Origin of the sequence: Brevibacillus aydinogluensis (genome assembly GCF_961514395.1) — a bacterium.
In the GTDB taxonomy this organism is placed as follows: Bacteria; Bacillota; Bacilli; order Brevibacillales; family Brevibacillaceae; genus Brevibacillus; species Brevibacillus aydinogluensis.
This window is the reverse complement of sequence record NZ_OY569118.1, coordinates 942,872-958,388: the sequence shown is the minus strand read 5'-3', so window position 1 is coordinate 958,388 and position 15,517 is coordinate 942,872. Positions and strand designations below refer to the sequence as shown.

The 15,517-nt window shown below is 58.3% G+C and carries 13 protein-coding genes; 4 read left to right on the top strand and 9 right to left on the bottom strand.

What is annotated here, in order from left to right; genetic code table 11:
- Window positions 1-259 precede the first annotated feature (259 nt).
- Both Q7F15_RS04590 and Q7F15_RS04585 read left to right on the top strand, forming a co-directional pair.
- On the top strand, window positions 260-937 hold the full coding sequence (locus Q7F15_RS04590; protein WP_212132060.1) for a cupin domain-containing protein: 678 nt from the start codon (window positions 260-262) through the stop codon (window positions 935-937).
- 271 nt (window positions 938-1,208) lie between these two features.
- Window positions 1,209-2,492, top strand: a complete 1,284-nt coding sequence (locus tag Q7F15_RS04585) for an MFS transporter (protein WP_171565989.1) — start codon at window positions 1,209-1,211, stop codon at window positions 2,490-2,492.
- Window positions 2,493-2,624: 132 nt separating this feature from the next.
- Here the strand turns inward: Q7F15_RS04585 and cimA are convergent, their stop codons facing one another.
- From cimA to Q7F15_RS04545, 8 genes are all read right to left on the bottom strand, one after another.
- Window positions 2,625-4,247: a citramalate synthase gene (gene cimA / locus Q7F15_RS04580; RefSeq protein ID WP_171565988.1), complete on the bottom strand. Its 1,623-nt coding sequence runs from the start codon at window positions 4,245-4,247 to the stop codon at window positions 2,625-2,627.
- Window positions 4,248-4,368: 121 nt separating this feature from the next.
- Window positions 4,369-5,202, bottom strand: a complete 834-nt coding sequence (locus Q7F15_RS04575) for an alpha/beta hydrolase family protein (protein WP_171565987.1) — start codon at window positions 5,200-5,202, stop codon at window positions 4,369-4,371.
- A 136-nt stretch (window positions 5,203-5,338) separates the two neighbouring features.
- Window positions 5,339-6,439 (bottom strand): YheC/YheD family endospore coat-associated protein, encoded by a 1,101-nt coding sequence (locus Q7F15_RS04570; protein WP_304415174.1) that lies wholly within the window; start codon window positions 6,437-6,439, stop codon window positions 5,339-5,341.
- A gap of 82 nt (window positions 6,440-6,521) precedes the next feature.
- A complete protein-coding gene (locus Q7F15_RS04565; RefSeq protein WP_171565984.1) occupies window positions 6,522-7,727 on the bottom strand; it encodes an amidohydrolase in 1,206 nt (401 codons plus the stop codon).
- 238 nt (window positions 7,728-7,965) lie between these two features.
- Entirely contained in the window at window positions 7,966-8,454 is a 489-nt protein-coding gene (locus tag Q7F15_RS04560; protein ID WP_171565983.1) for a dihydrofolate reductase, read from the bottom strand.
- The gene (locus Q7F15_RS04555; RefSeq protein ID WP_304415173.1) at window positions 8,451-9,245 is read right to left on the bottom strand and encodes a thymidylate synthase; all 795 of its coding nucleotides are present in this window, start codon (window positions 9,243-9,245) and stop codon (window positions 8,451-8,453) included. Before Q7F15_RS04555 ends, Q7F15_RS04560 begins: the two co-directional genes overlap by 4 nt.
- A gap of 39 nt (window positions 9,246-9,284) precedes the next feature.
- Window positions 9,285-9,773, bottom strand: coding sequence for a redoxin domain-containing protein (locus tag Q7F15_RS04550; protein ID WP_212132064.1), 489 nt, complete (start codon window positions 9,771-9,773; stop codon window positions 9,285-9,287).
- 77 nt (window positions 9,774-9,850) lie between these two features.
- Complete coding sequence (locus tag Q7F15_RS04545) at window positions 9,851-11,320, bottom strand: catalase (protein ID WP_304415172.1); 1,470 nt, start codon at window positions 11,318-11,320, stop codon at window positions 9,851-9,853.
- A 232-nt stretch (window positions 11,321-11,552) separates the two neighbouring features.
- On the opposite strand from Q7F15_RS04545, the gene pdxR reads away from it, so the two are divergent.
- Window positions 11,553-12,992 carry a MocR-like pyridoxine biosynthesis transcription factor PdxR gene (pdxR, locus tag Q7F15_RS04540; RefSeq protein WP_171565977.1) on the top strand — a complete coding sequence of 480 codons (1,440 nt, stop codon included), beginning with the start codon at window positions 11,553-11,555 and terminating at the stop codon, window positions 12,990-12,992.
- A gap of 519 nt (window positions 12,993-13,511) precedes the next feature.
- On the opposite strand, the gene Q7F15_RS04535 is transcribed toward pdxR, so the two are convergent.
- Window positions 13,512-13,724, bottom strand: coding sequence for a cold-shock protein (locus Q7F15_RS04535; RefSeq protein WP_171565976.1), 213 nt, complete (start codon window positions 13,722-13,724; stop codon window positions 13,512-13,514).
- Window positions 13,725-13,964: 240 nt separating this feature from the next.
- On the opposite strand from Q7F15_RS04535, the gene putP reads away from it, so the two are divergent.
- The gene (gene putP / locus Q7F15_RS04530) at window positions 13,965-15,434 is read left to right on the top strand and encodes a sodium/proline symporter PutP (protein ID WP_230077310.1); all 1,470 of its coding nucleotides are present in this window, start codon (window positions 13,965-13,967) and stop codon (window positions 15,432-15,434) included.
- The last annotated feature ends 83 nt before the right edge of the window (window positions 15,435-15,517 follow it).

Sequence of the window (15,517 nt, the reverse complement as noted above, 5' to 3'; positions counted from 1 at the left end):
AGGCCCTAGACTTAGAGCCCAGCCCCCGGGAAACCTGCGCGAGGATCGCTGCAACCGCGCCGTGCGGGGGCTCATGCTTTCGCCCTGCTTCCTGATTGACGACACGCCGTATCCGCAGAGTGGTACGGCGTGTTTCATTTGTTTCCTCGATGCAAAAACGGCACGTCCCACCCCGCTTAATTTGGGCGAACATCCCGTACATCCGAGACATACGCATATCTCGTAATCAAATTCCACTGGAAACGGGGTGGATTGCACCATGACTTTGTATATCGATTACACGACGTCAGCCCAATTCTTTTCTGACGTCAACAATAACCTGCTCGTCCAAAAGGATCCCCGCAACTACATCAACGTCCTCTCCACCCAACAGTTGAATACGCTGGACAACGTGTCTTTGCTGGACATCTTCCTCAGCGCGGGCAACGTCGTGGAGCCTCACTACCATCAAAATGCCGCCGAGCTGGTGTACTGCATTTCCGGAGCGGCCAATGTTTCCTTCATCAACCCATTTACCAATCGCCTTCATCATTATCAGATTACGCCGGGCCAAGTGGTCAACATCCCCCAAGGCTGGTGGCACTGGGAAATCGCAACCGCTGACAACACGCATCTGCTTGCCATCTTCAACGCACCCATCCCCGAAGTCATCCTGGGGTCCGATATCCTGAGACTGACACCCAGCGAAATATGGGCGTACACATACTGCCTGAATGAGTCCAGCGTCAAAAATACGCTGGCCCCCATCCAACGTTCGCTCTTCATCGGCCCTCCAACAGGCTGCCATCAACCACAGGGCTATCAACCGTATGCACCGCAAGCGCAGGGATATCAACCTGTACCGCAAGCGCAAGGATATCAACCTGCACCGCAAGCACAGTGCTGTCAACCGTATGCACCGCTTCCCCATCCGTATCATCAGCAGCCGTATTGGTAACGTGTCAGCGCTGCCAAATCGTTTCAATTACTGACCATGTAGAGTCCCAGCCCATTTTGCTTGACAACAAGGATATTGGCAGCCGCACACCGAACCTCTCTCCTTATCATTTTGTGGGGAGAGGTCCCCTCTCCTTTCTCCGGCGTCACCTACAACCACAAAACATCCCTTGTATGGAAATATTTTCTTGACAATCGCACATTTTTCACTATTTTTAATGTAGCGGATGCTTGTGTCAGAAAATTCACCATACAGGGGAAGTGATTTCGTTTTGAATGGCCTGCCGCTCTCCCGCTTTACCGGAATGCTTGCGACCAACTCCTCCCTGCGCAACCTCTGGCTTGCCCGTGCCGTATCCGCACTGGGCGATTATGTGTACAGCGTCGCATTGATGTGGTTCGTCTACGAGCAGACACATTCCGCCCTGCAAACGGGACTGCTGTTTATTCTCAAGTTTTTGCCCGAGCCTTTCGTGGGGCTCTATTTTGGCGTGTTGGCGGATCGTCTGAACCGAAGACGTCTCATGCAGTTCTCCGACCTTTTCCAAATGCTTGCCATGCTGCTGTTGGGCGTGCTGATCGCAAGCGGTTCGTTTCACATGTGGCATCTCTACGTCATCACGATCTGCGCGTCGATGGCCGGAACGCTCTTTCGCATCGCGCAAACCTCCCTGATTCCCGATCTGGTCGGCAGACATGAGTTGGTGAGCGCCAACGCCCTGCTGTCCGTAACCATGCAGTTGATGCGGATGATCGGGGCCACGCTGGGCGGAATTTTGGTCGCGATAATCGGCGTTGCCGGGACCATCGAAATCAATGCGCTGTCTTTTCTGGTGTCTCTGGCTTTTGTGCAGCGGATTCGCCACGACAAGGCCCAGCCTGCGGCCTCTTCCGCGTCAGCAAAGAGCGTGAACAGCGAGATCAAGGAGGGGCTGAACTGGCTGGTAAACAACAAGATCGTGCTGCTTCTCATGCTGTTGGGGACGCTTGCCAATGTCGCCCTGGCTCCAACCAACGTCCTGCCCCCCATGCTGATTCAACGCGAATTTCACGGGGACGCCCGCATGTTGGGCTGGTTTGAAACTTCCATCGCGTTGGGACTTCTGCTGGGCGGAATCCTGGTCGGGACGCTCTCCCCCAAAAAAGTGGGGCGGTGGTTTCTCGCCGGATTGGGTCTGGAAGCTGTCGGCATGCTGAGCGTTGCCGTCGCCCCGTTTGCATGGATGGCGTATGCGGGCAATTTTCTGCTGGGAATCGGGGTGATGGTCTGCAACATTCCGTTGAGCACGCTGATGCAGACACTGATTCCCGACAGGATGCGGGGGCGGGTGAACAGCATGACGTCGATCGCGTTTAACATCTCGATCCCGATCACCTACGGCGGCATCGGCGCCTTGGCGGACGTGATCGGCGCGAAACCCAGCTATGGTCTGGGAGCGCTTTTGCTGGCCCTGTGCGCGGCAATTGGCGGAATGAACGCGGGGCTGCGCTCGTTCGACCTCGGAGAGGGGCAAAAAGCTGGCGAGGCAAATGAGGACGCAGGACAAGCGGTTTGACGCAGGCGCATCATCCCGGCAGCATGGCGTCCCTTTCCCATATCCGGCACGGAACACGCCGCCCACACTGCACGAAAAAAACGAGCCCTCCCGTCGGCACTGCCTGAGGGAAGACCCGTTTTTTTGTTTTTATCAGTGGTTGACGATGCCTACGCGCGCTTCCGTCTGCTCCGGCCGCTCCGCCTCCTCGCAGCCTTCTTTCCAGAGCAGGTAGCGGATACTGTCCGCCAGCGCTTCCCAGCTCGCTTCGATCACGTTGGTGGAGACCCCGACCGTGCTCCACTTTTCTCCGTCGCGGGCGGATTCGATCAGGACGCGCACTTTGGCCGCCGTCGCCCCGCTCTCGTCCAGCACCCGCACCTTGTAGTCGGTCAGATACATCTCTGCCAGACAGGGGAAGTGGGTTTCCAGCGCCTTGCGCAGCGCGTTGTCCAGAGCGTTGACGGGACCGTTGCCTTCCGCAGCGGTGTGGACGACCTGGCCATTGACATGCAGCTTGACCATCGCTTCCGAAGAGATCGACTGGTCTGCCGTCTTTTCCATCAAAATCTTGAACGAGTCGAGCGTAAACAGTTGGCGCAGCTTGCCCGCCGCCTCCAGCAGCATAAGCGTGAGCGATGCCTCTGCCCCTTCGTATTGATATCCCTGAAATTCGCGCTCCTTGATCCGCTTGACGATCTCCCGCGCTTCCTGCCTGTCCAGCGCCACGTCGATCTCCAGCTCCTCTGCCTTGGCCAGCAGGTTGCTCTGGCCGGCCAGTTCGGAGACCAGCACGCGCCGTTTGTTGCCGATCAATTCCGGGTCGATGTGTTCATAGGTCTTGGGATCTTTCAGCACGGCGCTGACGTGGATGCCGCCTTTGTGGGCAAATGCGCTGTTGCCGACAAACGGCTGGTTGTTGGGCATCGCCATGTTGGCGATCTCCGCCACGAAACGGGACAGTTTGGTCAGCTGCTTGAGCTGCTCCGGAGCGACGCAGTCGTAGCCAAGTTTCAACTGCAGATTGGGAATGACCGAGACCAGGTTGACGTTGCCGCACCGTTCACCAATCCCGTTGATCGTCCCCTGCACCTGCTGGGCGCCCGCCTGAACCGCCGCCAGCGCGTTGGCCACGGCCAGTTCGCCGTCGTTGTGGGGATGGATGCCCAACGGTGTCTGTACGCTTGCCTTTACCGTGCGGACGGTATCGAAAATCTCGTGCGGCAGGCTGCCGCCGTTGGTGTCGCAGAGGACGATCCAGTCGGCACCTGCCTCCTCCGCCGCTTCCAGCACGCGCAGTGCATAGACCGGATTGTGCTTGTAGCCGTCAAAAAAGTGTTCGGCCAAAAACAGGACGGTCAGCCCCCGCGATTTGAGAAAAGCGACGGAGTCAGCCACCATCCGCAGGTTTTCGTCCAAGGTAGTCTTGAGCGCGTCGGTGACGTGCAGATCCCACGACTTGCCGAAGATGGCCGCCGCCTTGACGCCGCTTTCCAGCAGGGCTCGCAGGTTGTCGTCCTCCTCTGCCGCCACGTTGGGCCGACAGGTGCTGCCAAACGCTGTCACCACCGCGTGTTTCAGCGGAATTTCCCGCATCCGCTCAAAGAAGGCCATGTCCTTGGGATTGCTGCCGGGCCAGCCGCCTTCGATAAAGTCGATGCCAAACTGGTCCAGCTTCACGGCGATCTTCACCTTGTCCTCCACCGACAGGCTGACGCCTTCGCCCTGCGTGCCGTCCCGCAGTGTCGTATCGTACAGATACACCTTTTCTTTCATCTTCTCTCCACCCCATGTGCTTCTATCATTTTTCTGAATTATTTGTATCATTCACCATATGATGCTATTCAGTATACCACAGCCCATAGGGAAAGAAAACGCGTGATTTCGCCGCTTTTGCTCATGTGCACCGGGCGTGGACAAAGGCGGCGGTTCGTTCGATTGCCTCTTCCAGTTGGGAGGAGGTGCCGGCAAACGGATGGCGGGTGTTGAAGGTGTGGTCGCCCGCTTCGATCCAGTGCAGTTCGCTCTCCCGCGCCGCCTCGTGCAGGCGCATCGCTCCCTTCACCAGCCGATCGTAGTCATCCCGCCCCTGGATGATGCAGAGCGGCTGCGGCATGCTCGCCACTTTCGCCAGGAGGTCGTACTTGTCCCGGTTCTGATCCACGTCGTCGATGACCGCCTTCGTAATCGGCATCTGCTGTCCGGTCCGGGCATTGGCGATGTAGCCGACGCCCTGCTCGGCGATTTGCCGGCGCAGCTTCTCGTCAAACAGATTGACGTCGGCCACGCCGTTCCAGGTGATGATCCCTTTGACGAGCGGGTTGCCCGCCCCAAACAGGATCGCGTCCGCCCCGCCTTTGCTGTGCCCGAGCACAAACAGCTTTTCCCTGTCAAACCAGGCGGAGAACGCTCCGCCATCTTGCAGCAGCCACCCGGTCAGGATGGTCAAATCGGCCACCTCACGCGCGTATGTATTGCGCCCGAACTTTTCCAGCTCGTCAAATTCCGTCAGGCTTTCCCCGACGCCATTGCAGGAAAAGTTGAAGCGGACGACGGCGATGCCCCGCTCAGCCAACTGCTCGGCGACGTAGGGAAAGCTGCCCCAGTCCTTAAACCCTTTAAACCCGTGGCAAAAGATCACGAGCGGCTGGTCCGGCGACGCGCTCTTCGCGTGAAAGTCGCCGCGGATCGTCAAGTCCTCGCCGGCGGCAATGCGAAACGACTCCATCATGATTCTTCACCTCTTTGGGGGTTTTTTCTTATCTTATTATGAAGGCAGCAACGCCCAAAAGGAAACCCGTCGGAGCGAAGCCAGATTCGCTGTATCAAAGAAAAATGCAAAAGACCTTCCGCCATGGCAGAAGGCCTTATCCGGTATGGGAGGCGATGCGCTCGTCAGACACCAAATGCAGGGCGTACTCCAGCGGTCTTCTCACAGCATGGAGGTAGCGGTCCCACTGGCCCAGCTTGCGGAAAATATCACGACCCGGCTTGGGATTGATTTCGATGATCCACACCCGGCCGTTTGCATCAATGCCCAAATCAAACCCAAACTCCATCATGGAGCCGAAATGTTTCTCGATCGCTTCCACCGTTTTCAGCGCCAGCTCCCGGCACTCGCAGAGAATCCGCTCCGCCTCCTGCACGCCGAAGCGATAGGCCAGAAAACGGCCAGCCGGCAACGCGGTCCCGCCGCCGTGCAGATTGGACGTGGACGATTGCTTGGGACCGAGCCGCATTCCCACGCCGGTCAGCCTCCACTTGCCGCTTCCATCCTTCTGGATCAACAATCGCGCGTCCACTGTCCGTCCCGGCAGCAGGGTCAAATCCAGCCCTTGCTGCAGGAAGAACTGCTCCTGCCCGAATTTTTCCCGTTTCGTCCAGCGCTCGATTTCGGCGGTCAGCGCCGACAGCGTCGGCAGGACGGCATACTTCCTCCCTTGCTTCTTGGTCCGTCCGCGCAGCAGGTAGACCTTGCCTCTCCGTTCCACCCGCAGGATGCTGCGTCCGCCTGATCCATTGGTCGGCTTGACATAGACGATGCCGTGCCGTTTCAGCATGTCGGCCAGCACGTCCCGCTTGTAGAGCCGCGTCTCCGGCAGCCAGCGCTGCAGTTCCTCCTCCTGCATCAGCACCTGATGGACGCGAAACTTGTTGGCAAAGCGGCTGTTGGCGTAGCGAAACAAGTTTTTGGTGCGGAACGGCAGGTAATTCTTGTGCTTCGCTATCGGATAGTAGCGGTACCGGTCGATTACGATATCGGGCCAAGCGTACCAGCTGCTTTTCCAGCCGTCCGCTCCCGGCGTAAACCCCTTGATCATGCGGGAGGCAGCGTTCACATCCTGCGGGGAAAAGACAAACACTTCCGCCCCCATCAGCTTTCCCTCCCGGACAAGCCGGCGCAAAAATCCTTGTTCGTAAAAACCATTTTCCCCCCGATAGGTCAGAATGCCGATCCGTTTTTTCACGTGTCGTCCTCCCTCTCTGTGGATGACTTCTCCCCATCAGCTTATGGCCGAACGTGAAAAAAAGCGCCAGGGCCCACAAGGGTTAGGCGCTTCGTGAACGCTTTTCGTGTTTGTCCAAAAAATCGAGAGCGGCGCGGCCAAGCACTTCGGCGGCGATCAGCATGGCGCTTTCGTCAATGTCAAAGCGCGGATGGTGGTGCGGATACTCTGCCCCTTTTTGCGGATTGCCGGCACCGACAAAGAGAAACGAGCCCGGCACGTGCTGCAGATAGTAGGCAAAATCCTCCGCTCCCATCATCGGTTCCATGCGTTCCACGTTGTCCCAGCCGACCGCCGCTGCGGCCGCCTGGCGGGCGATCTCTGTCTCTGCCTCGCTGTTGATGACGGCCGGGTAGCCGCGCATGTAGGTCACTTCCGCGCTGCCTCCCATCAATGCAGCCGTGCCTTTGGCAATCTCGATCAGCCGCTGTTCCGCCTTGTCCCGCACGTGCGGCAGGAACGAGCGGACCGTGCCCGTCAGGCGGCAGCGGTCAGCGATCACGTTGTAGTTGTCTCCGGCGTGAAAGGTTCCCACCGTGACGACCACGCTCTCCAGCGGACTGATGTTGCGGCTGACGATCGTCTGCAGCGCCCCTACGATCTGGGAACCGATCACGATGGCATCGACGGTCTCCTGCGGGATCGCGCCGTGCCCTCCTTTGCCCTGGATCTCGATGATGAAGTCGTCGCAATTGGCCATCACCGGGCCGGCGTTCACCCAGACCGTGCCGACCGGACACATCGACCAGAGGTGTGCGCCAAAAATGGCATCAACCCCCTGCAGCGCGCCGTCTTCCACCATCTGAATCGCTCCGCCCGGATTTTCCTCCTCGGCATGCTGGAACAAAAACACGATCGTACCCGGGATCTCGCCGCGGTGGCGGGACAGCACCGTCGCCAGCCCCAGCAGTCCGGAGGTATGGGCATCGTGGCCGCAGGCGTGCATCACGCCCGGCACCTTGGACTTGTACTCCACCTCTTTTTCGTCCTGGATCGGCAGGGCGTCAAAATCGGCGCGCAGGGCGACAGTGGCACCCGGCTGTCCGCCACGCAGCACGCCGACGACGCCGCGTCCGCCCACACCGGTCCGCACTTCGTCAAACTCCAGTTGGCGCAGGATGTCCGCAATCATGGCGGGCGTCTTTTCCTCCTGGAACGACAGCTCCGGATACTGGTGCAGATGGCGGCGCCACGCGACCATCTGCGGTTCTATTTCTCTCAGCAGTTCTTTCAGTTTCTCCTGCAGCATGTCCATCCTCCCGCTCCTCTTTCAGCTCTCTTTTTCCATCATAGCAAAAACGATATTTTATTCATAGCTTTGTATAAATATAAAAATATAACAACATGCCCTGCTGCTCTTGGTGATTAATTTCGAAAAATTTCTTCATTATAATGGTGCGCATGCAAAAAGACAGCCGGACAACCGTATCCGCGCGGTGCCGCGCATCGGGTGTCCGGCTTTGTAGTATGGGGGACGGGAAGCAGGCTCACGCACCGCCGCTTCTGTTTTTTCGTTCATACAGGTAAAACGTGTGCGGAACCGGGTTGCGTTCATCGACCGTTCCTTCCCGCTTCCACACCAGCGTAAAAGCATCACGGTCCCACTCAGGGAAAAACGTGTCTCCCTCTGCCTCCATGTCGATTTCCGTAATGTACAGCCGATCGGCCAGATCCATGAACTGGCGGTACAGTTCGGCGCCGCCGAAGATGATTACGTCGCCCAGCGCCAGCACCTCTTCCACGCTGTGCACGACGTCGACGCCCGGCGGGGCAAAATCGCGCCGGCGGGTCAGCACGACGTTGCGTCGGTTGGGCAGCGGCCGACCCAGCGACTCAAAAGTCTTGCGCCCCATGACGATCGTCTTGCCGGTGGTCACTTCCTTGACGTGCTTCAAGTCGTTGGGCAAATGCCACGGCATCGCGCCGTCCTTGCCGATCACGCGGTTGCGGGCGTATGCCGCGATCATGCTGATCATACCGACACCTCCCCCTTGATGTGGGGATGAGCCTCGTAACCCACGATCTCGATGTCGTCAAACGTAAAGTCAAAGATGGACGTGACCGCCGGGTTCAGCTTGAGCTGCGGCAGCGGCAGCGGCTCCCGAGTCAGCTGCAGTTTCACCTGCTCCACGTGGTTGAGGTAGAGGTGGGCGTCGCCGAGCGTATGCACGAATTCACCCGACTCAAGTCCGGTCACATGGGCAACCATGTGCGTCAGCAGCGCGTAGCTGGCGATGTTGAACGGCACGCCGAGAAACGTGTCGCCGCTGCGCTGGTACAACTGGCAGGAGAGCCTGCCGTCCGCGACGTAAAACTGGAACAGCGCGTGGCACGGCGGCAGCGCCATCTTGTCCAGCTCGGCGGGGTTCCAGGCGCTCACCACCAGCCGGCGCGAATCGGGGTTGCGCTTGATTTCCTCTACAACCCACTGGATTTGGTCCACCGTCTTCCCGTCCGGACCGGCAAACGAGCGCCACTGCTTGCCGTACACCGGCCCCAGCTCGCCATTTTCGTCCGCCCACTCGTTCCAGATCCGCACGCCATTCTCCTGCAGATAGCGGATGTTGGTATCGCCTTTCAAAAACCACAGCAGTTCGTGGATGATCGATTTAGTATGCAGCTTTTTCGTCGTCAGCAGAGGAAAGCCTTCGCGCAGGTCAAACCGCATCTGGTGACCAAAGATGCTGATCGTGCCCGTTCCCGTCCGGTCCTGTTTGACGGTCCCCTCCGCCAAAATCCGGCGGCACAGGTCCAGGTATTGTTTCATCATTCATCGCTCCCTTGCGTACAGCAGTTGTCCCATCCTTTAATAGTAACCCAAATGGGACGGAAATGGGACAAGGCTTTTGACCAGTTCCCGCTGAATCCGTTCAAAATCGGACGCACCGCCGCCGTACGTCCAGCGCCGGATGTGCCGCAAGCGGTCCACGAACAGGACAGAACTATCGGTGACGTCCCTGACCCCCGCCACTTCCGGGAGGAGAATCCCGAGCGACCGGCTTACTTCCCGGTTGGCGTCGCTGTGCAGGTGATACGGCAGGTGCAGCTTTTCCCGCAGCGCCTTCAGCGTAAACACGTTTTCCACGCTGAGCCCGACGACGCTGCAGTTCTTTTCCGCAAACTGGCTGTACTGATCGCGGAACCAGGCCAGAGCCTGTTCGCTGGTCTCGGTGAAGGCAAACGGAAACGAGACGAGCACAAGGCCGTTCGCGTCCCGCAGCAGTTCGCCGCAGGAGACGCGAACGCCGTCGGTGGATGGCAGCGCGTACTTGTACAAGGCTTGAATGACCCGCATACTATCCCTCCTCACACGGAAGATCAGGGTGGATCAGAGGCCGGCTCAGCCCCGCCGGCCCGGATTCGCTCAGGGGGTTACTCGCCCGACGGCTGCGGGATATATCCGCTGATGTCGATGCCCAATCCCTCCGCTACGCGCATGCCGTACTCGGCGTCGGCGCGGAAGAAGTTGCAGATGGCCCGCAGTTGAATCTCCCGGTCGACCGATTTCAGGTCGTTCACCAGGTTTTTGATCAGGTTGTCCCGCTCCGTCTGGCTGAAAGAGCGGTAGCGTTCACCCGCCTGGGTAAAGTCATCGGTTTTTGCGATGCGCTGGCGGGTCGTGACCCCGTGCAGCGGCGCTTGGCTCTCCGCGTACTCAGGGGCCTGTTTCGGCGTTTCCGTGTAGCTGTTCGGCTCGTAGTTGATCCGCGATGCGTCCTGCTTGATGCGCATCGCCCCGTCCCGCTGGTAGTTGCGCACCGGCGCGTACGGGCAGTTGATCGGGATCTGCAGGTAGTTGGGCCCGAGACGGTGACGTTGGGTGTCCGGATAGGAAAACAGACGGCCCTGGAGCAGTTTGTCTTCGGACGGCTCAATGCCCGGCACCAGTGCGCTGGGGGCGAAGGCGGACTGCTCCACTTCGGCAAAGTAATTCTCCGGGTTGCGGTTGAGCGTCATGGTGCCCACCTTGACGAGCGGCAGCACGTCCTCCGGCCATACCTTCGTGGGATCAAGCGGGTCAAAGGAAAACGCGTCCATGTCTTTCGGATCGAGAATTTGCACGTACAGATCCCACTGCGGAAAGTTGCCGGCTTCGATCGCCTCGTACAAATCCCGGGTCGCGTGGTTGAAGTCGCGGCCGCCGATTTCCCGCGCCTCTTCCGCCGTCAGGTTTTTGACGCCCTGCAGCGGCTTCCAGTGGTATTTCACGTATACGACCTGGCCGTGCTTGTTCACCCATTTGAAGGCGTGAACCCCGAACCCTTCCATCTGGCGGTAGTTGGCCGGCGTCCCGTAATCGGAGAACAGCCAGGTGAGCATGTGCGTGGATTCAGGACTCAGCGTCATGAAATCCCAGTAGTGGTTGGGCGTCTGAATGTTGTTGTGCGGCGCCGGCTTCAGCGAGTGCACCATGTCGGGAAACTTGATCGCGTCGCGGATAAAGAAGACGGGCAGGTGGTTGCCAACCAGGTCGTAGTTGCCTTCGGTGGTGTAGAACTTGACGGCAAAACCGCGCGGATCTCTAAGCGTCTCCGGCGACGTGCCGCCGTGAATCACCGTGGAGAAGCGGACGAACACCGGCGTTTCCGTGCCTGCTTCCTGCAAAAAGGCGGCCCGGGTGTATTTCGCCATGCTGGCCGTCGTCACAAACACGCCGTGCGCTCCCGACCCCCGGGCGTGAACGACGCGCTCCGGAATCCGTTCGCGGTCGAAGTGCGCCAGCTTCTCAATCAGATGGTAGTCTTCCAGCAGCGTCGGTCCGCGCTGGCCGGCCGTTTTCGAGTTTTGGTTGTCCGCCACCGGCGCTCCCTGATTGGTCGTCAATACATTACGGTTCTCCATGATCGTGCCTCCCATTGATTAGAATAGCTATCATTTGAAAATCACTATCACTTTCATGCATCAACCATAATACAATAACAATTATCTTTCAATAATTATTATTAAAAAGAAATAAGTATTATCATCTGAATCATGTGCGGAGCGCAGCGATCCGTATTTTCTCGGTCACCGGACGGGCTGTGCTATAATAACGGCGACACGAAAGTATTAGGAGAAAGCCGGGGATGCTAAGGTGGATTGGAAACCGATCCGTCAGGGACATACACCTGTCTACAAACAAATTGCCGAATGGATGGAACAGCGGATCGCCAGCGGAGAGTTTCCGCCCGGGAGCCGTCTGCCGTCCGAACGGCTGCTCGCCAAGGAGCTCCAGGTCAACCGTTCGACCGTCGTGACCGCCTACGAGGAATTGCGGGCGGCCGGCTTGGTGGAGCGGAGACAAGGCAGCGGAACCATTGTGAGCCGGGACATCTGGGGCTTGGCCCGGAATCGTACGCCCGACTGGAAGCGGATGGCAGAGGCGGGGTTGTTCCGTCCCAACCTGCCTCTGATCCGCCAGATACGCCGCGACACGCAGGACAGCGACATGCTTGACCTGGCGAGCGGCGAATTGTCTCCCGAACTGGTCCCGCACGAGCAGTTTCGGCAGCTGCTGGCCGCGGGCGACTTCCCCTGTCACTTTGGCTACGAACATCCGCAAGGAAATCCGCAGCTGCGTGACACGCTGGTTGCCCACATGAAGACGTGGAAGGGCATCGATGCCGCTCCCTCGTCCATCCTGGTGACGGCAGGCGCCCAACAGGCCCTGCATCTCGTGGTTCAGTGCCTGCTCCAGCCGGGCGACGCCGTGGCGATCGAAGACCCGTCGTACTGCTACTCGCTGCCGCTGTTCCGGTCGGCGGGCGTGCGGCTTTTTCCGCTCCCCGTGGACAGCGAAGGCATCGATCCGGACGAACTGCTGGCGCTGCACGGCAAGCATCGGATCAAAATGGTCTTTCTCAACCCCAACTTTCAGAATCCGACGGGAACGTTCCTCTCCCTGCCCCGGCGGAAACGGCTGTTGGAGATTTCGGCTGAACACGGAATTCCCATCGTGGAGGACGACCCGTACAGCCTGACCGCCTTTTCGGGCGAACATGTTCCTACGTTGAAGTCCCTGGATCGACACGGCACCGTGCTGTACATCAGCTCGCTGACCAAGATTGTCGCCTCCGGGTTGAGGATCGGATGGGTTGTCGGGCCCCGAACGGTCATTGAGCGGCTGGCCGACGCCAAGCAGCAGATCGATTTTGGGCACAGCATTTTTCCCCAGTGGTTGGCGAACCGCTTTTTGTCCTCGGAGTGGTTTCCCGCCCATCTGGACATGCTGCGCAGGGAGCTGGCCGGCCGCAGCGAGCGGCTTGTTTGTTCGCTTCGCGAGTCGTTTGGCGGCAGCGTAGAGTTTGTGCCGCCCGCAGGAGGAATCCATTTATGGTGCCGGTTGACGGGCGAGTGGAGCGAGAACCGGATGCTGGCCGAATCGGTCAAGCGCGGCGTCATCTTTGTCCCGGGCATGGTCTTCGGATCAAAAAAAGGGTTCGTCCGCTTCACCTTCGGACGCCCCCCAAAAGAGCGGATTCAGGACGCGATCAGCCGCCTGGCGGAGGCGTATCGCTCCGTTTGTCGCCAATGACCGCCCGCCGCTTTTTTCCCCAGGGTCACGGCACCCGCGGAACGACAGTCGTTCAAGTGGATGGGCAAAAAAGTGGGCAAGTGGATGGTCCATTTCGGCGAACAACGGGATATGATCGTGTGGGACAAGCATGTGGCCCCATGTGTTCAGCTCCTCGCTGGCGCATGGCAAAGACCGAAAGGAGTGTACCGATGTGAGCATTTATCCCTTTATCATAGCCGTCCTCGTTCTATCCTTCATCGGACTTGTCAGTACCATCCTGATTGGCCGAAATCCGGAAGAAAAGACGAGAAGAAGTTTTGCCAGACGGTCGAAAAACCTGCTTTCGATCTATCTGTCCCTCACGCTCGTTTTGTTGATTGCCTTTTTCATATTTTTATCCCGACAATAAGACATGCGCAAAAAGACGCCAGCTGCTCCCGCGGGAGCAACGGCGTCTTGTACGTCTGCTGGACTGTCTGTCGAGGCGCAACCGGCTGGCGACTGTTGCTCCTCCTCGCTGCCGGCCGGGGCCAGCGGTCAGCTTTGGCTGTTCTTGCGGACCACATTTGCCGCCTGCAAGCCGCGCTGGCCGTTGACGATGTCAAACGTGACCAATTCACCTTCTTCCAGATTGCGGTATCCTGTTCCGGCGATGGCCGAATAGTGGACAAACACATCGGGGCCGCCTTCCCGTTCGATAAAGCCGTACCCTTTTTCCTTGCTGAACCATTTCACTTTCCCTTCAATCATTGCCCTTCCTCCCTGTGTCAGTGCAGCTCGCTGGCTTATCACATCATATGCGGATGCATGGGAAAGTGGAAACGCAGCACGAAAGAATGTCGCACGCCGGAAACGTTCAATCTAATTTTTTGATATCTTTTTGCTATTCGTTTGATTTTACCAGTAGATTTTAAAGCGCTTTCATGTTAGACTATTCATCGTCACAATATGTTCAATATTGATAAAATTGTAAAGGGGAATAAAACGCACATGGATATGCAACTAGTCGCTTCCATTACCGCCTATATGGTCGGCATGCTGCTGATCGGGTACTACGCGTACAAGCGCACATCCAATCTCACTGACTACATGTTGGGCGGCCGGACGCTCGGGCCGGCTGTGACGGCGCTCAGTGCAGGAGCATCCGACATGAGCGGCTGGCTGATGATGGGCTTGCCCGGCGCGATGTTTGCCCAAGGGATCAGCGCCTCGTGGATTGCCATCGGCCTGACGCTCGGGGCGTACGCCAACTGGTTGTACGTGGCGCCGCGTTTGCGCACCTATACGGAGGTAGCCAACAACTCCATCACCATTCCAGCGTTTTTGGAAAACCGCTTTGGCGACGGCAGCCGCATACTGCGCCTGGTATCCGGCCTAGTCATCATGATTTTCTTTACGTTTTACGTCTCCTCCGGGATCGTATCCGGCGGCGTGCTGTTCGAAAACACGTTTGGCCTCGACTACCACACCGGGCTGTGGATCGTAGCCGGCGTCACCATCGCTTACACGCTGTTCGGCGGTTTTCTCGCCGTGAGCTGGACCGACTTTGTGCAGGGATTGATCATGTTCATCGCGCTGATCATGGTGCCTGTGGTCACCATCATGACCGTCGGCGGAATCGGGCCAACCTTTACGGAAATCCATGCCGTTGACCCCGCCCTGCTCGACATTTTCAAAGGCACCAGCCTGATGGGCATCATCTCGCTGTTTGCCTGGGGGCTTGGCTACTTCGGCCAACCGCACATCATCGTCCGCTTCATGGCCATCTCCTCCGTCAAGGAGATGAAAAAAGCGCGCCGCATCGGCATGGGCTGGATGATCTTCTCCGTCGTTGGTGCAATGCTGACCGGTTTGATCGGCATCGCCTTGTACTCCAAACAGGGCTGGACGATTGCCGATCCGGAGACGATCTTTATCGAACTGGGTAAAATCCTGTTCCACCCGCTGATTACCGGCTTCCTGCTGGCAGCCATTCTTGCAGCGATCATGAGTACGATTTCTTCCCAACTGCTTGTCACTTCCAGCTCGCTGACTGAAGACGTCTACAAGACCTTCTTCCGTCGCTCGGCTACGGACAAGGAGTTGGTCACGATCGGCCGCCTGTCCGTCCTGCTGGTGTCGCTGATCGCCTTGGCGCTTGCCTACAGCAAGAACGACACGATCCTGAGTCTGGTCGGTTACGCCTGGGCCGGGTTTGGCGCATCGTTTGGACCGGTCGTGCTGCTTAGCCTCTACTGGAAACGGATGAACAAATGGGGCGCGCTCGCCGGGATGGTTGCCGGTGCCGCTACCGTCATCATCTGGACCCAATTTGACGTGCTGAAGAATTTCCTCTACGAAATGGTGCCGGGCTTTGCCGCCAGCTTGCTGGCCATCGTGGTCGTCAGCCTGCTGACGCAAAAGCCGTCGCAGCAGCTCCAGGAGCAATTTGACCGATACGAGCGTTTGAGCAAGCAGTAAGCAACTTGCTTGATTACCGCTCCCACTCTATTCACTGGCAGACCGTCAATGCAACCTGTATTGGCGGTCTGCTTATTTTTGCA